Origin of the sequence: uncultured Tenacibaculum sp., from assembly GCF_947498805.1 — a bacterium.
GTDB lineage: Bacteria > Bacteroidota > Bacteroidia > Flavobacteriales > Flavobacteriaceae > Polaribacter.
The window spans coordinates 80,424-97,144 of sequence record NZ_CANMLT010000005.1 but is presented as its reverse complement, the minus strand read 5'-3'; the positions used below and the strand labels follow the sequence as shown (position 1 = coordinate 97,144).

The 16,721-nt window shown below is 30.0% G+C and carries 13 protein-coding genes; 8 read left to right on the top strand and 5 right to left on the bottom strand.

Features of this window, described 5'->3' with window-relative positions:
• The first annotated feature begins 3 nt into the window (after positions 1-3).
• Together Q0873_RS10985 and Q0873_RS10980 are read left to right on the top strand one after the other, a co-directional pair.
• On the top strand, positions 4-738 hold the full coding sequence (locus tag Q0873_RS10985; RefSeq protein WP_299107099.1) for a LytTR family DNA-binding domain-containing protein: 735 nt from the start codon (positions 4-6) through the stop codon (positions 736-738).
• A 104-nt stretch (positions 739-842) separates the two neighbouring features.
• Positions 843-1,559 carry a hypothetical protein gene (locus tag Q0873_RS10980; RefSeq protein ID WP_299107096.1) on the top strand — a complete coding sequence of 239 codons (717 nt, stop codon included), beginning with the start codon at positions 843-845 and terminating at the stop codon, positions 1,557-1,559.
• A gap of 322 nt (positions 1,560-1,881) precedes the next feature.
• Here Q0873_RS10980 and Q0873_RS10975 read toward each other — a convergent pair whose 3' ends face one another.
• From Q0873_RS10975 to Q0873_RS10960, 4 genes are all read right to left on the bottom strand, one after another.
• A complete protein-coding gene (locus Q0873_RS10975) occupies positions 1,882-4,479 on the bottom strand; it encodes a CHAT domain-containing protein (RefSeq protein ID WP_299107094.1) in 2,598 nt (865 codons plus the stop codon).
• Positions 4,480-4,550: 71 nt separating this feature from the next.
• Complete coding sequence (locus tag Q0873_RS10970; RefSeq protein ID WP_299107092.1) at positions 4,551-5,033, bottom strand: hypothetical protein; 483 nt, start codon at positions 5,031-5,033, stop codon at positions 4,551-4,553.
• A gap of 133 nt (positions 5,034-5,166) precedes the next feature.
• Positions 5,167-7,896, bottom strand: a complete 2,730-nt coding sequence (locus Q0873_RS10965) for a CHAT domain-containing protein (protein WP_299107090.1) — start codon at positions 7,894-7,896, stop codon at positions 5,167-5,169.
• Positions 7,897-7,909: 13 nt separating this feature from the next.
• Positions 7,910-8,461 carry a hypothetical protein gene (locus tag Q0873_RS10960; protein WP_299107088.1) on the bottom strand — a complete coding sequence of 184 codons (552 nt, stop codon included), beginning with the start codon at positions 8,459-8,461 and terminating at the stop codon, positions 7,910-7,912.
• A 103-nt stretch (positions 8,462-8,564) separates the two neighbouring features.
• On the opposite strand from Q0873_RS10960, the gene Q0873_RS10955 reads away from it, so the two are divergent.
• Together Q0873_RS10955 and Q0873_RS10950 are read left to right on the top strand one after the other, a co-directional pair.
• Complete coding sequence (locus tag Q0873_RS10955) at positions 8,565-9,131, top strand: sigma-70 family RNA polymerase sigma factor (RefSeq protein WP_299107085.1); 567 nt, start codon at positions 8,565-8,567, stop codon at positions 9,129-9,131.
• Positions 9,122-9,916, top strand: a complete 795-nt coding sequence (locus Q0873_RS10950) for a CDC27 family protein (protein ID WP_299107082.1) — start codon at positions 9,122-9,124, stop codon at positions 9,914-9,916. The genes Q0873_RS10955 and Q0873_RS10950 overlap by 10 nt, the downstream gene beginning before the upstream one ends.
• A gap of 66 nt (positions 9,917-9,982) precedes the next feature.
• Here Q0873_RS10950 and uvrA read toward each other — a convergent pair whose 3' ends face one another.
• Positions 9,983-12,808 carry an excinuclease ABC subunit UvrA gene (gene uvrA, locus Q0873_RS10945; protein WP_299107079.1) on the bottom strand — a complete coding sequence of 942 codons (2,826 nt, stop codon included), beginning with the start codon at positions 12,806-12,808 and terminating at the stop codon, positions 9,983-9,985.
• Positions 12,809-12,919: 111 nt separating this feature from the next.
• Between uvrA and Q0873_RS10940 the strand changes: the two genes are divergently transcribed.
• The 4 genes from Q0873_RS10940 (at position 12,920) to Q0873_RS10925 (ending at position 16,721) form a co-directional block, all read left to right on the top strand.
• Positions 12,920-13,147, top strand: coding sequence for a PspC domain-containing protein (locus Q0873_RS10940; RefSeq protein ID WP_299107076.1), 228 nt, complete (start codon positions 12,920-12,922; stop codon positions 13,145-13,147).
• On the top strand, positions 13,147-14,148 hold the full coding sequence (locus tag Q0873_RS10935; RefSeq protein ID WP_299107074.1) for a potassium channel protein: 1,002 nt from the start codon (positions 13,147-13,149) through the stop codon (positions 14,146-14,148). Before Q0873_RS10940 ends, Q0873_RS10935 begins: the two co-directional genes overlap by 1 nt.
• Positions 14,148-15,047 (top strand): SDR family oxidoreductase, encoded by a 900-nt coding sequence (locus Q0873_RS10930; protein WP_299107071.1) that lies wholly within the window; start codon positions 14,148-14,150, stop codon positions 15,045-15,047. The genes Q0873_RS10935 and Q0873_RS10930 overlap by 1 nt, the downstream gene beginning before the upstream one ends.
• Before the next feature lie 87 nt (positions 15,048-15,134).
• Entirely contained in the window at positions 15,135-16,721 is a 1,587-nt protein-coding gene (locus tag Q0873_RS10925; RefSeq protein ID WP_299107069.1) for an alanine/glycine:cation symporter family protein, read from the top strand.

Sequence of the window (16,721 nt, the reverse complement as noted above, 5' to 3'; positions counted from 1 at the left end):
GAGATGTTAAAAACATTGATTGTTGAAGATGAAAGACATATTCGAGAGAACTTGAAGAAAAAGGTCTTTCAAGATTTTAGAAATGAGTTGACAATTGTTGATGAAGCGATTTCTGTAAAAGAAGGGATTGAGAAAATTAAAAGATATCAGCCGCAATTGGTTTTTATGGATGTTGATCTTGGTGATGGTACAAGTTTTGATATTTTAGCATCCTTAGAAGAAGTTAATTTTAAGGTAATATTTGTTACTGGATTTGACTCTCACGCAATCAAGGCAATACGTTTGGGCGCTTTAGATTATTTATTGAAACCTATTGATGATGATGAATTTAAAGAAGCAGTTAATAAAGCTATAAATACAATAGAGAAAGAGAATACAACAGGCAGTTCAGTAAATATTGCAAATCATTATTATCGAGAAGGAGAACATCGTAAAATTGTGTTGAAGACTTTGGATACACAACATTTAGTGTCTTTTGATGATATTTTATATTGTAAATCCGAAGGAAACTATACAACATTTTATCTCTTTGAAGAAAACATAGTAATATCTAAACCAATGAAAAAAGTGGAGGAGTTACTTGATAAAAAGAGATTTATAAAATGTCATCAATCGTTTATTGTAAACAAGGCCTATATAACAAAATATACAAACGAAGGGTTTCTTATTACTAAAACAGGAGTTCAAATACCAGTAGCTACAAGAAGAAAAGACTTGGTACTTAAGGATTTATTCTAAAGTTGAAAAGCGAATTTGAACTAAGTGTAAGCGAATATGAACTGTGATGTTAATACCTCAAGTTCCTTTGTATTTTTGACACTAGAAATATTAAAAAGTAATTTATGAAACTTTTAAAATTAATTTGTGTAGGTCTTGTATTTTGTACTTCTTGTACACAAAACAATGAGGAATTAGAAATTGTTCAAAAGTTACAAAAGGGGGAAAAAAGAGAATTATCTATTAGTGAGTCTCAAACTAATGTGGTTAAGAATGAAAAAGAGCGTATAATGTTTATGACATCTTTTTTAGTAGGGAAAACACTTTTAGAGAACAAGGAAGCAAGAGACTATTTTTATTTAAAAATTGCATCGCAAAATATCACTAAAATAGATTTAAGTGATGTGCTAGACTCAGATAAAGAAGATAACCCTTTTGAAATAGCTTTTCAAGAGCAGTTTAACTCATATAATTGGCATATTAGTCCAAGTGCAGGAGCTCCAATACCTCCTCCAAAAACTACAAGCCCTAATTCAATTCGATGGGGTGGTATTCTAAGTTCTAATATGTACTATTATCAATATTTAATTGAAATATTAGAGAACAGTAAGTTAGAATTGTATTTTCCTAATAAAAATACATATGTGAATGAGATTCAAGATTTTTCTACTTACTTTGAAAACTATAATACACTTTCATGTTTGTGGAGTTTAGACAATTTTGTTTTGTTTAGTGATGGTTTAATCTTAAATACAAACGGAGAAGGAAGTTATTTACCAGAGAACTTTAATCCTAATAGAGCAAAATCATTTGTGTTTATTTTACGAGATAGAATGTTATGATAAAATACGAGAGATTGTCTGTACAGACAATCTCTCGTATTAATAAACTTATTTTAAATAAGTTTGGAATAGCAATTTTCCCAAATGAGACGACGAACTTCAATATTTAAACCTAAAATTAATTCCAACGTAAGAGCTTTTATACAACTAAACGTGTTAATTCAATTATTTCCTTTTTCTAATGAGTACAATTGTAGTGGATAACTTTGGGAGACTTGTTTGGTATAAAGCTTTCCATTCTATGAGAATTACGTTGATTAATATGAATTATTTTTTTTTAAATAAAGGTTGTTTTCTAAACAGTTCCTATTCTATCTTTTTGTTACCCTCTTTTTTTGAAAAAAAATAAAATAATAGAAATAGCTATCACAAAGCCTAGAGAAAAATACAGAAAGTAATTAGTAGAGAAGGTGTTAGAAGTGTCACCAATTAATACAAAAGAAGCCCAATAGTACGGCGATTTCTCTGCTAGAGAATGATTTTTTAAATACTTTCTTTTAGCATTGTTTAAAGCTTCACTTTTAGACTGATGTTCTTTCAAGTTTTTATAAAAGTCAGTCATTATACTTGTGGTAGCTTTATCATTTACATTCCATAATGAAGAAATTACTGATTTTGTTCCAGAGAAAAAGAATCCGCGTGCTAAGCTAAACACTCCTTCTCCCTGCTTGATTTTTCCTAAGTTGGTTTCACATGCGCTTAAAACAACCAAGTCTGCATTGTTTTTATGAGAATACACTTCATTAAGACTCATTTCTTCATCGTAAAAGTAAATATGAGGAGTACTTGTGTTACCGTTAGCATGAGTTGCTAAATGAATGATTTTAGAATTAGAACTATTGTCTATAAATTGTTGTTTAGAGGCTTTTTCATACAAAAAAGCATTACCATTTAAAATTTTATTAATAGTATTAATTTCTTCTTTAGTACTTTCTAATGTAACTTTATTAGAAGAAGAAAAGTCTACCGGAGCAAAACCAATAAATTCTTGATTGGTATTTCTTTCTATTAAGTTATTGTAAGAATTAAAAGAATTGGAATAAGAATAATGAATATTACTTTTTTCTATTAAATAAGTTTTAACCGTATTATCTATAACTAAAGATTCGAAAGGAATATTAGACAGTTTATTGTCAGGAATAATAGTGATATTTTTATTTAATATCAATTGCCTTAATTTCTCAGTAGGGAAAAGTTGTGTATATAAACTGTTTGAAATTCCGTAAAAGGAATCAAGCTGTTTTTTAGTGGTTAAAGGAATTCTAATTAATTTTTTATACCTATTTAGTGTGTTTTTAAGGTTCTGAAAATTTATTCCATTTAAAACAACAGTTTCACTATGTTCTTTGGTTGTAAAGAGAATAATAAGAGCTTCTTTTTTATCTAAAAAAGTATCCCAGATAAACGATATGTTAATCTCTTCAGAGTCAAGGCTTTTTTGAAGGGAAGCCAATGGGAGTATATCAAAGCTTAAATAACTATTATAGTGTAATGGATAAGCTATTTTTAAAGAATCTTTAAAGTTTTTAAATGTAGTTTTAAGATCAAATAAAGAGTCTTTTAATTTCTTTTGAACATTTTTTTGTTGCTTGTAAAGGGCGTCTTCAATTCTTAAAATGTCATTGTTGAAGTTTTGGACACGATTAACTACAGTAGATGGTAATTTAGATAAAGAGGTGTTGTTTAAAATATTTTCAATTAATAATAAAGCTTTGTTTTTTTCAACAAAATAAGAAACCAGTTCATTTTTTTTAAGTAAGCTAGCCGTATAAGCTCCTTTAAGATAAGCTTCTGAAGCTTGTTTTCTCCAGAATAACTTGGTGTTAGTTTCAAAAAAGTTTGGATTGTCTAATATTATTTTTATAACATCATCTATAGCTTGTACGTTAAGAATGATTTGTTCTAAATATTCTTGCTTATTTTGTTCTAAATATAACTTGTATAGTATGTCTGCTTTCTTCTTTAAACAATATATAAGAAGTTCTTTATCTTTAGTCTCTAATAGAGAGTTTTTTGAAGGAATGGTAGAAATGTCAAAATCCACTTCTATATTTACTTCTAAGGCTCTGTGAATAGCTTCGAGAGCATTTTGCTTTTGATCTTTTAATAAATAAAAACTTGCATAATTATCTAATAAATTGGATTTAGTTATTGGTTTTGAAACATATTGTAATCCTTTTTGAACAAAATATTCTGTGCTATCTCTTTTTTCTTTTAAATATAAAAAAGCCAAGTTATTATAAGTAGTAGCTAAATCTGACGAGTCTGGAGTAGTAATATTTTTAAGTAAATATGTTTTAGCATTTAAAAAATTATAAGCAGAATCATTAGTATAAGTCAAGGCTATTTGATTATATAAAGAAAACTTAGCGTTACTTTTGAAGTTTTTTTCCTCTAATATTTTTTCAGCTTTTTTTAAAACTTCTAAAGCCGTGGCTAGATGTTGTTTTGTGCCGAGGTATTTGAGAACAATGGAATAGTTTATATACCTAGTGAATAATGTTTTATATAAACCTTCCCCTTCTAGTTTTTTAATGCCTTTCTGGTAGTAGTTTATAGATTCTTCATATAACCCTAACTCTCTATATATAAGACCGATTCCACAATAAGCTTGCCCAGTTTTTTTTGGATAAACAGCTGGATGTTCAACAAGCTTCTTATAATATTCTATAGCTTGAGGAAGAGAATCTGTTTTAGATAAAATATATCCGATTTTATAAAGTGAAACTATATGTTTTTTATCTATAGAATCTTTGTTTAGGTTTAAATCTATTTTAGCATATTTTAAGGCTCTGGGATAGTCACGTTGTCTAATGAGACTATTAATGTAGTTTTTTAAGGTTTTGAGCTTGTTTTTTTTTGATGAATAAGTTAATATGCTATCAACTTGTTTTTGAGTAAGCGTATTTTGAGCTAACAAGTTTTGGCTATTCACTAAAAAAATGAATAGCCAAAATAAAAGGGGTAATATTTTTTTTGTGTTATGAATGATTAACGTTCGTTAATTTTTACAGAATTCTTTCCAGAATCATTAACTGTAAGAGAACTTAACCAATCATCAATGCTTGCGTTTTGAAAAATCATAATCTGCACAACATTAGTATTGGTATATAATGGAGTATAATTAATAGTGGTAAAAGATTTAGGTTTGTCTAGGTCTTCATCACTGTCTTCTTGTGCGGTTTTGTTGTCCCCTTTAGGATCAAAGCCTGAATCAGATAACAACCAAGATTCTTTGTTACCATGGGGATGAGCTATATATTGAAAATCAATTTGAGAATCTAAACTGTTTTTAAAGTTTTCGCGAATTGTAGTAATTTCGTCTAAAGTCAATTCTGGATCAAACGTAATTACAACTAATTCTCGATAAGGCTCGTTTACTGTAGTTGTTGCATTATTCTTTGTAGTAAAGCTAAATGCAACAAAAGCAAAAATAAACAATAGGGTTTTGTGTAGTAGGTTTAAATGTTTCATAAAATTTTAAATATTAAATTATTTCTCTTCTTCTTTGTTCAATATTTTTAAAAATGTTACCTAAATAAATTTATCAAATTTTTTAGGAGACAAAAAAACGAATAAAAAATGAGAGTGCATTATTTTTTAAGTACTACTTATTGTCTTTTCTTAAATAAAAAGAAAAAAACAATAGAAGAATTATCAATATTATACCTATATACCTCCAGGTATAATTATTAAATACAGGTTTGGTATCTCCAATTAGTACAAAGGAAGCCCAGTAATAAGGAGATTTTTCGGCTAAAGAATGATTTTTTAAATAATTTCTTTTAGCGTTGTTTAAAGCTTCGTTTTTAGATTGATGATTTCTTAAGTTTTCATAGAAGTTATTCATTATTTCCGAAGTACTCCCATCATTAACCTTCCATAAGGTGGAAATAACTGAATTTGCTCCAGCATTAAAAAACGCTCTAGCTAAACTCAATGTTCCTTCTCCTTTTTTTATTTCTCCCAGATTGGTTTCACATGCACTAAGTATAACTAAATCTGCATTGTTTTTATAAGTATATATTCTTCTAAGTGGAAGAATAGAATCTGAAAAATAAATAACTGGATTACTACTTGCATCGGCATGTGTAGCAAGATGGATAATTTTAGAATCAGAACTTTTGTTTAAAAAATTATACTTAGAAGCTTCGTCATATTCAAAAGAGTTTCCGCTAACAATGTTACCGATATTTTTGATTTCATCTTTAGTATATGCTAACGAAGATACTTTTGAAGAATTAAAATTGATAGGAGCAAAAAGTGTAAGATCGTTATTCGTACGTCGTTCAATAGTATTATTAAACTCTAAGAAAGAAATTGAATACGCATAACTAATATCAGTATGTTCAATTAAAAATTTAAGATTAGATGTATCTGTATTTAGTGCTTCAAAAGGAATGTTTTCAAAACTAATATCAGGTATAATGGTAAGATCTTTGTTTTCAATTAACTTCTTTATCTCATTTGTAGGAAAAAGTTGATTATACAAGTTATAAGATACTCTTTTAAAAGTATCAAATTCATTTTTCGTTTTTAAAGGAACGGTTATAAGTTTTTTATACTTATTAAGTGTACTTTTAAAAGTATCTATATTCTTTATTTCAAAACTGATATTCTTATTTTTAGAGATAATCAAACCGAACAAAGTATCATCTTTGAGATTTTCTTTATTTAAAATGTAAGAAACAATTACAGATTGATTGTTTAGTTTTGGTTTAAGCTGGTCTAATGATACAATTTTAGCTTTGTTATTAAAAACTGCAGGATGATGTTCTTTTATGGAATCAGTAAAAGTTTGATATTCCTTTTTTATCTTGAATAATGAATCGTTTAATTTAGAATATTGAGCTGTATTTTGTTTAATCGAGTCTTCTAGTTCGAAAATATTTTTATAAAAAATTTCTAATTTTTTAGAGGTTCTTTTTGGAAGACTAGTTTGATTGGTGTTTTGTTGAAGACTTTCAGTTAATAAAACAGCTCTGTTTTTTTCGGTAAAATAAAACATATTGTTTAGGTCACCTAAGAGGTGAGCAGCTTTAGCACCATGTATATAGGCTTTCGAAGCTTCATTCCGCCATAAAAACTTAGTGTTTAAATCATAGTTACTTTGAATGGATATGTCAATAAGTCGATCAATGATTTTTATGGTCTCGATGGCATTTTTTAGATAGTCCTTGTTTTGCGTTTTTTGAAATAGAGAAATTAAAACTTCAGCTTTGGTTGTCAATTGTAAAATCGTTTGACTTTTATACTTTGTTAAGAACAATTGCTTGTCAGAAGGAATAAAGTTTTTTTTATCCTCATTTACTGAAAAATTGACATTAATAGCCTTTTCAATATATTCTAAAGCCAGATTAGGATTACTTTTTAAATAATAAAAAGCAATGTTGTTATAGCTTAATGCTTTATTATAGCTACTACCATTATTGAACTTAAGACTTTGTTTATGATAGTACAAAGCACTGTCTTTTTCATAATTGCTATAAATTTCTCCCAAATTGATGTTTATCAAGGATATATTACTTGAATCATTAGTTTTTTTTGCGTATTCCAGAGCTTTTTCAAAGAATAACTTACTTTTATTAAAATAGGTTGTTTTTAAAGAGTCAGATTTATAATTTAATCTTAATAAATTGGAAAATACATTTCCTCTGTTAAAGTTTAATCTATAATATCTTTTTGAAGTTTGAATGCTCTTGTTTTCCTCAAGTAAATGTTCAAGTTTATTTAGTAGAAGTATATTGGATAACGTAGATTCTTCTGTGTCTATCTGATTGTTAATGTTAACTAAATAAATAAAAGAGTTGTATATGTATATTGTAGAGTTGGTTAAAGAAAGGGTGTTTAAGGCTTTGGTAAAATAACTTTTTGCTATAAAATAATCTCCTTTATCTCGATAACACCTTCCAATTTGTATTAAAGAGACCTTAGATTTTAATGGAGAAATGTCTAATTGAATTACCTCGTCAAAGAGTGCGATCGCTTTGTCATACTCTTTGTTGTAATAATAAAATTTACCCAAGTTATAAACTACATTTTCATATCCATAGTTTTTAAGACCTAGCTTCTTATAAAAATTAACTTCGGTTTGGGCATATTTAATAGCCAAATCATTTTTTCTCTTTTTTCTATAGTAAATAGAAAAATAATCGGCAATTCTAATTTGTGTTTTTATACTATCATTACAAGCGGTAAGTAAGGAATCTACTTTAGAAGAAGCTATAACAGGAGTGTCTTGATACTTTTTTAAAAAAGTATTAAGACACTCTTGGCTATTTACAGAAGTATTTACTCCGATAAATAAAAAAAGAATAATAGAAATAAGTCGAATCATTCAATTACCAATGTTATATACATTCTATTTGTTTGGTTTTAGAATCCACTTCGGTACACTCTACCTCATCTGGATCTGTACCATTTCCACCTCCAGCAGGACCAATCCTTATCTTAATGAAGTCTTCCATGGCTTGAACAGGATCGTTAGTAGTTGCATCAACATAGTTTGCCTGTTCAATTCTTAAAGTCCAAAACTCTAAATTAGGTCTTGTAGTACATTTTTCAGAGTAAAACAGCTCCCAACCTTTTAAAATTCGAGGGTATATCGAGAAATGCGATCGAATTTCCGCTTTTTGTTGTTCTGTTGTATATGATGGAAATGATATTTTAATTAAGGTGTATTTCCATACAACACTTTGGTTGTTTGACCCGTTATTTTCTAATCCAACATCATCATGAGTAGTTGGATCAAGGTCAGAATCACTAACTCCCGAAATTGTACTTTGTTTTACATTAGATGTTGAAGTTGTTTCTGTTTTCTGATTAGGAACTACTTCTTCGTTTGTTTGACAGCTTACAATAAAAGCTAAGGCTAACAAGCCTAATAAAAATAATTTTTTCATTTTGTTTTCATTTTGTTTTCTTCTTCTTCTTTATTCAACATTTTTTTAAATGTTACCCGCGCAAAAATATAAAAACTTTATTTTTGTGTGTTAACTAAGAATAATGAAAGATATTTTTTTTTTAAAAGCGCTGGTAGAAGAAGATAAAAGGGTATTGCTTACTATTTACAAAAACAACCTTCCAAAGGTGAAAAGCTTTGTGTTAAAAAATAATGGGAATATGGAAGATGCTGAGGATATTTTTCAAAAGGCCTTATTGCAAATCAGTATGCGTTATAAAAAAGAAAAGTTTACAATTACAACAAGTTTTGATGGATATTTGTTTACGGTATGTAAAAATTTATGGAGGAGAGAATTAAATAAGCATAAAAATAGGGTAACAAATAGCGAAATTGTTGAACTAGCTAATGAAGATAGAGAAAATTCACTGGCATTGGTAGAACAAAAAAGACAAGAGTTGTTTATAGAAAAAATGAAAGAAATTTCTGAAAACTGTAGACAAATTTTGTTTATGTTTTTTGCTAAAACCTCTTATGCAGAAATTGTCGCTGCTACAGAGTATAATTCTGAAACTGTAGTAAGGCAACGAGTATTTAAATGTAAAAAAAAGTTAACAGAGATTATTAAAGCAGATAAAAGATATAATTCATTAAGAGAGGCATGGGCTTAGAAGATGACATATTAATAGAACGTTTTTTAAGAAGTGAACTTTCTGATGAAGAAAGAAATCAATTTTTGAAAAGATTAGATATTGATGAAGTATTTAAGGAACAATTTATTATAGAGAAGCAACTGTTCGAATCTTTAAATGAGGAAAGTTGGAGTTTTATAGAAAATTTGCAAACGAAAGAAATAGAAGAGTATACACAATTATTTCGTTCTGAGGAAGGAGTAAGAATGAAGAAAACATTTTCTGAGGTTAATGATATTTATAAGAAGGAAAATAAAGTTAAAAAAAGAAGAGTATTTTATATTTCTGGAATTGCTGCGGCGGTACTATTGCTTCTTACCCTTAATTTGTATAACGGATCAGATTCTACAAATTATTATTCTGATTACATTATGATGAATGAGTTGCCTTCGTTTGTAGATAGAAGCGAGACAACAGATAAACAAGATTTAGTAGCCGCTGAAAGCTATTTTAAAGAGAAGAAGTACGAAGAAGCTTTGTCAGTTTTAAATAAGGTTTCATCACCAGAGTTAAAGGATGGAAATTATTATGTGTATAAAGCCATTGCTTTAATGGAGTTGAATAAGTATAAAGAAGCTGAAACAACATTAAATAGTTTAATCAATAGTGATTTGTTAGATGCTCCTAAAGGATATTGGTATAAAGCTTTGTTATTTGTGAAGTCTAAAGAAACAGAAAAAGCAAAGAAAGAGTTAAATACATTAATAGCTAAATCAGATTATAAGCAAAAAGAAGCGAAGGAATTACTAGAAAAGTTAGAATAAGATATTTCTAGTTTTAAGATAAAAAAAGAGGTTTTACTTTTTGTAAAACCTCTTTTCTTTTTATGGTTACTTGCCTAGTTCTCTTTTTAAAAACTTGGCAGTGTAGCTCGTTTTATGTTTGGCAACTTGTTCAGGGGTACCTTTGGTTAAAATTTTACCACCACCTTTACCACCTTCCATACCTACATCAATAATATAGTCTGCTAGTTTGATTACATCTAAATTATGTTCAATAATAAGCACTGTATTTCCTTTATCAGCTAACTTATTTAATACCTCCATTAATACTCTAATATCTTCAAAATGTAATCCTGTAGTAGGTTCATCTAAAATATAGAAAGTATTACCAGTATCTTTTTTTGATAGTTCAGATGCTAGTTTAATACGTTGTGCTTCGCCACCAGAAAGCGTCGTAGATTGTTGTCCAAGAGTAATGTATCCTAGTCCAACATCTTTAATAGTCTTTAGTTTTCTGTAAATTTTTGGAATATGCTCAAAAAATTCAGTAGCTTCATTAATGGTCATGTTTAACACATCCGAAATAGATTTTCCTTTATAACGAATTTCTAAAGTTTCTCTATTAAAACGTTTCCCTTGACAAGTTTCACACTCTACATGTACATCTGGTAAAAAGTTCATTTCAATCACACGAACTCCACCTCCTTGACAAGTTTCACAACGTCCTCCTTTTACATTAAAACTAAACCTTCCTGGTTTATAACCACGAATAGCCGCTTCCGGAGTTTTTGCAAACAAACTTCTAATTTCACTAAATACTCCTGTATAGGTAGCCGGGTTAGATCGAGGCGTACGTCCAATAGGAGATTGATCTATGTCAATGACTTTATCAATATGTTCTAAACCTTCAATTTTTTTATAAGGCATTGGTTTTTTAACACCTCTATATATATGCGCATTTAAGATAGGGTAGAGGGTTTCATTAATTAAGGTAGACTTTCCACTACCAGAAACTCCTGTTACACAAATCATTTTACCTAAAGGAAATTCAACAGAAACATTTTTCAAGTTATTTCCAGATGCGCCAGAAAGCTTAATCACATTTCCATTACCTTCTCTACGTTCCTTAGGAACTTCGATTTCTTTTCTTTTTGAAAGATAATCAGCTGTAAGTGTATCGTGATTTTTTAATTCTTCAAAATTACCTTCACTTACAATTTCTCCACCATGTCTACCTGCACCCGGACCAATATCTAAAACAAAATCGGCATGTTTAATCATGTCTTCATCATGTTCTACTACTAAAACAGAATTTCCAACATCTCGAAGTTTGATTAAAGAATCTATTAATTTTTGATTATCTCTTTGGTGTAAACCGATACTAGGTTCATCTAAAATATATAAAACTCCTACTAGCTGAGAACCAATTTGTGTTGCTAAACGAATACGTTGGGCTTCACCACCAGATAAAGATTTAGAAGTTCTATCGAGGGTTAAATAATCCAAACCAACGTCTAATAAAAATTGAATTCGCGTTCGGATTTCTTTTAAGATTTCTGAAGCTATTTTTAATTGCTTTTCAGAAAGGTGTTGCTCAATATTTTCAAACCAACTAGCCAATTCGGTAACATCCATTTTAGCTAATTCACTGATGTTTTTATCAATGATTTTAAAATGTAGTGCTTCTTTCTTTAAACGATTTCCTTCACAAGTACTACAAGAAACTTCATCCATAAAACCTTTAGCCCATCTTTTAATAGAAGAACTATCGGAATTTTTATATTGACTTTCTATAAAGGCTATAATTCCTTCAAAGTCTATTTCATAGTTGCGAGTAACCCCTAAATTTTTAGATTCTATAGAAAATTTTTCCTTACCACCATGTAAAATAATATCCATGGCTTCTTTAGAAATTTTACTAATAGGATCTGTTAATTTAAAATTATGTCTATCTGCAATGGTTTGCAGTTGTTTGAAAATCCAACTATTCTTTTGTTCTCCTAAAGGAATGATTCCTCCTTTTTTAATAGAAATACTTTCGTCAGGAATAATCTTTTTAAAGTTTACTTCATTGGTAATACCTAATCCATTGCAAGTGCTACAAGCTCCTTTTGGAGAGTTGAATGAAAAAGTATTAGGTTCTGGATTTGGATAGGCGATTCCAGTAGTTGGGCACATCAACTCTCTACTGAAATAACGTGGTTTTTCATCATCAACATCAATTACCATTAAAATATTATCACCAGTATATAGTGCTGTTTTAATGGTTTCTTCTAATCTTTTTTCTGCGGAATCATTTACAACTAGTCGATCAATAACTACTTCGATATCGTGGGTTTTATAACGATCTAGTTTCATGCCTTTTTCAATCTCTCGAATCTCTCCATCAACACGAACACGTAAAAAACCTTGTTTAGAAATTTGTTCGAAAAGTTCACGATAATGCCCTTTTCTCGATTTAATCAATGGAGCTAAAACAGCAATACGTTTTCCATCAAAATCTTTTAAAATTAAATCTTTGATTTGTTCGTCAGAATAACTCACCATTTTTTCTCCTGTGTTATATGAGTAGGCGTCTGAAGCTCGAGAATATAAAAGACGTAAGAAGTCATATATTTCGGTAATGGTTCCCACTGTTGAACGAGGACTCTTGTTGGTTGTCTTTTGTTCAATAGATATTACAGGTGAAAGTCCATCAATTTTATCGACATCTGGACGTTCTAATCCACCTAAAAATTGACGTGCATATGCAGAAAAAGTTTCAATATAACGACGTTGTCCTTCGGCATAAATGGTGTCAAATGCCAAAGAAGATTTTCCGCTTCCGCTTAAACCAGTAATTACAACCAGTTTCTCACGAGGAATCTTAATATCTATGTTTTTTAAGTTATGAGCGCGTGCTCCGTAAACTTCAATATATTCTTGTTCTTTCAAGGCCAGTATTTTACAGAAAGATGCAAAGTTACCAAAACCAAATGTATTTTTATAGAAGATATAAAGAACTCAATCAAAAATAGTATCTTGCATTTAAAAGGAGGATTATTTATGAATTTTATTCAATCAGTTCGTCATTTTTTTGAACGCAATGGATTCAATGTGTCATCACGATTTGCAGATCGATTAGGGATGAGAGCTACCAATGTGCGTTTGTTTTTTATTTATATATCGTTTGTAACTGTAGGCTTATCTTTTGGGTTGTATTTAACATTGGCCTTTTTGTTACGATTAAAAGATATGATTTATACCAAAAGAACTTCTGTTTTTGATTTATAATGAATAAAGTTTTTCAATCAAGATTATATAAAGCTATTTTCTTTTCTTCATTAGTTTTACTAATTGGGGTTTCTGGATATGCATTATTATTTGATTATTCATTTATTGATGCACTTTATATGACGGTTATCACTATTACAACAATTGGTTTTGGTGAAGTACATCCGTTCGGAACAGGAGAAAAGGTTTTTACAATAGGCTTAATATTATCTAGTCTATTTATCTTCGGATATGCGGTATCGTCATTTTCAGAATACTTAATAAGTGGTCAGTTTTTTCAGCAATTAAAAATAAAAAAAGTGCAAAGGATGATAGACAAGTTAAACGGACATACCATTGTTTGTGGTTATGGTAGAAATGGTAGACAGGCAATTGCAAAATTGAAAAGCTATAAGAAAGATTTTGTAGTAGTTGAAAAGGATAAAGAGCTTATAAAAAGGCTAGATGCTGAAGGGATATTAAATATTGAAGGTGATGCTACTACAGACGAAACTTTAATAAAAGCAGGTATATTAAATGCAAATTATTTAATTACAGCATTGCCATCAGATGCTGATAACTTATTTGTAGTATTAACAGCAAACCAATTAAATAAAAAGTGTAAAATAATAAGTAGAGCATCTAAAGAAACTTCTTATAGTAAATTGAAAATCGCTGGAGCAGATAATGTAATTATGCCTGATAAATTAGGTGGAGCACATATGGCTACTTTAGTAATAACTCCAGATGTAATTGAGTTTGTAGATAGATTAACTATTGAAGGAGATACTACCGCAAATTTAGAAGAAGTGGCTATTGATGATTTACCTTCTAAATATGTAGATAGGACTATTTTAGATTTAGACCTGCGAAAAAAGACTGGATGTACAGTTATTGGATATAGAACACCAGAAAAAGAATATATCATAAATCCTGAAGCATCATTGAAGCTAGAAGCAGGATCAAATTTAATTGTGCTTGGCCGTCCTGAGCAAATCATGAAATTAAGAGAGTTATTTTAATGAAAAAAGTACTTATTACAGGAAGCAATGGTTTGTTGGGACAAACCTTGGTGAATCTACTATTGCAAGAGAAAGGTAAGTATGAGGTAATAGGAGTCTCAAGAGGCGAAAACCGAAGTGGAAGAGATGATTTTGAATACATTTCTATAGATATTACTGAAAAAGAAAAGTTGTTGTCAGAGTTACACAGATTTAAACCTGATGTGATTGTAAATACGGCAGCAATGACGAACGTTGATTTTTGCGAGGATAACAAAGAAGCCTGTGATAAACTGAATATTGAAGTTGTTAAATACTTAAAAGAACACTCTAAAAAATATAGTACACACTTAATTCATTTATCTACCGATTTTATTTTTGATGGAGAAAATGGTCCCTATAAAGAAACAGATGTAACCAATCCGCTAAGTCATTATGGAGTTTCTAAATTGAAATCTGAAGAAGTTTTAACAGTTTCAAGTATAGATTATACAATTCTCAGAACCATTTTAGTCTACGGAAAGGTATATGATATGTCTCGAAGTAATATTGTATTATGGGTTAAAAGTTCCTTGGAAGAAGGAAAAGAACTTACTATAGTTGATGATCAATATCGAATGCCAACCTATGTAGAGGATTTAGCATTGGCGTGTAAATTAGTTTTAGATAAAAAGACAACAGGTATTTTTAATGTCTCGTCAAACCAGCTATTAAGTGTATTTGAGATTGCAGAACAGATAGCAGAAACCTTTGGTTTAGACAAAAGTTTGCTAAAACCAATTTCTTCTAAGATATTAAGTCAAAGAGCTAAAAGACCAGCAAAAACGGGGTTTGATCTAACCAAAACAAACGAGGTGTTGGATTTACATCCAAAAACATTTAAAGAAGATTTACAAAGATTTAAAGAAAAGTTGGACTAAAATTTATATTTAACAACGAAAACTTGTCGAAAGTGCATTTTTTTAAGATATTGCGGGCTACTAATTCAAAAAACTAACACAAATATCATGAAGAAAAGACTTCTAACGTTGTTATTTTTAATAGCACCGATGTTAACCTTCGCGCAAGAAAAAGGTTTAGATCAACAAATTGATGAAGCATTTAAACCGATTTCAGATTTCTTTAGTAATGTGATTTTCTTTCCAGTTTTCGGAACTCCATTCGTATTAATTTTATTAGTAGCGAGTGCCGCTTTTTTTACCATATACTTCGGGTTTCCTAATGTACGTCACTTTTTTACAGCTATAAATGTAGTAAGAGGAAAGTATGATGACGTAGATCATGCAGTAGTTGAACCAGCTTATGGAGATGTTACTCCGGGTGGAGATTCAATAGAAACAATTAGAGATGAAAGTCAAGAAGGAGAAGTATCTCACTTCCAAGCATTGGCAACAGCAGTTTCAGGAACCGTAGGAAACGGGAACATTGCAGGAGTTGCTTTAGCAATTGCTTTAGGAGGGCCAGGAGCAACTTTTTGGATGATTGTTTGTGGTTTATTAGGTATGTCAACAAAATTTGTTGAATGTACTTTAGGAGTTCAGTATAGAGATGTGGGAGAAGATGGAACTGTGTACGGAGGGCCAATGTACTACTTATCTAAAGGATTAAAAGAAAGAGGATTTGAAATGTTAGGTAAAATTGCAGCAGTGTTTTTTGCGATTTTCTGTATTGGAGGATCTTTTGGAGGTGGTAATGCTGCACAGTCTAACCAAGCAACTATTGTAATTAAAGAATTGTTAGGCTTAGAAAGTGCTGGAGCTGGAGCAATGATTGGTGTTGTCTTAGCAATAGTAGTTGGAATTATCATTATTGGAGGTATCAAAAGGATTGCTACGGTAACTGAAAAGGTGGTTCCATTTATGGCATTGATGTACTTATTAGCATGTATTTATATTTTGGGAGCTAATTTCTCTCTAGTTGATGATGCTATCGGATTAATTATTAGTGAAGCATTTAATCCAACTGCAATTGGAGTTGGAGGAATTATAGGAGTATTATTAGTTGGATTTAAAAGAGCGGCGTTTTCTAACGAAGCAGGAGCAGGTTCAGCTTCTATTGCACACTCTGCTGTAAAAACAAAATATTCAGCTTCTGAAGGTTTAGTAGCATTATTAGAGCCTTTTATTGATACAGTATTAATTTGTACTATGACAGCTTTAGTAATTATCATTTTTAACTTCGGAGGAGCATTTGAATATGGAGGAGACGGATCAGGGTCTGTATTTATTGATGGTGTAGCGTATGAAGGAGCAGGAATTACATCAAAAGCATTTGCACAGTACATTCCTTATTCAAATGTGTTCTTAACAATTGCGGTAGTATTGTTTGCGGTTTCTACAATGATTTCTTGGTCTTATTACGGATTACAATCTTGGAAATTCTTATTCGGTAGAGGCAAAAAAGCAGATTTAACTTATAAGCTATTATTTTTAACTTTTGTTGTAATTGGAGCAGCAGCAAGTATGAATTCTATTTGGGCATTCTCAGATGCAATGATTTTTGCAATGGTATTCCCTAATATGATTGGATTGTATTTCTTAATGCCAGTTGTTAAAAAGCAATTAAAACGTTATCTTGAGGCTATAAAAAGCTAA

What these genes read in the sequence shown, in the direction of transcription:
- Q0873_RS10985 (WP_299107099.1), top strand. Translation starts at nt 4, where the DNA reads ATGTTAAAAACATTGATTGTTGAAGATGAAAGACATATTCGAGAGAAC.
- Q0873_RS10980 (WP_299107096.1), top strand. Translation starts at nt 843, where the DNA reads ATGAAACTTTTAAAATTAATTTGTGTAGGTCTTGTATTTTGTACTTCT.
- Q0873_RS10970 (WP_299107092.1), bottom strand. Translation starts at nt 5,033, where the DNA reads ATGAAACATTTAAACCTACTACACAAAACCCTATTGTTTATTTTTGCT.
- Q0873_RS10965 (WP_299107090.1), bottom strand. Translation starts at nt 7,896, where the DNA reads ATGATTCGACTTATTTCTATTATTCTTTTTTTATTTATCGGAGTAAAT.
- Q0873_RS10960 (WP_299107088.1), bottom strand. Translation starts at nt 8,461, where the DNA reads ATGAAAAAATTATTTTTATTAGGCTTGTTAGCCTTAGCTTTTATTGTA.
- Q0873_RS10955 (WP_299107085.1), top strand. Translation starts at nt 8,565, where the DNA reads ATGAAAGATATTTTTTTTTTAAAAGCGCTGGTAGAAGAAGATAAAAGG.
- Q0873_RS10950 (WP_299107082.1), top strand. Translation starts at nt 9,122, where the DNA reads ATGGGCTTAGAAGATGACATATTAATAGAACGTTTTTTAAGAAGTGAA.
- Q0873_RS10940 (WP_299107076.1), top strand. Translation starts at nt 12,920, where the DNA reads ATGAATTTTATTCAATCAGTTCGTCATTTTTTTGAACGCAATGGATTC.
- Q0873_RS10935 (WP_299107074.1), top strand. Translation starts at nt 13,147, where the DNA reads ATGAATAAAGTTTTTCAATCAAGATTATATAAAGCTATTTTCTTTTCT.
- Q0873_RS10930 (WP_299107071.1), top strand. Translation starts at nt 14,148, where the DNA reads ATGAAAAAAGTACTTATTACAGGAAGCAATGGTTTGTTGGGACAAACC.
- Q0873_RS10925 (WP_299107069.1), top strand. Translation starts at nt 15,135, where the DNA reads ATGAAGAAAAGACTTCTAACGTTGTTATTTTTAATAGCACCGATGTTA.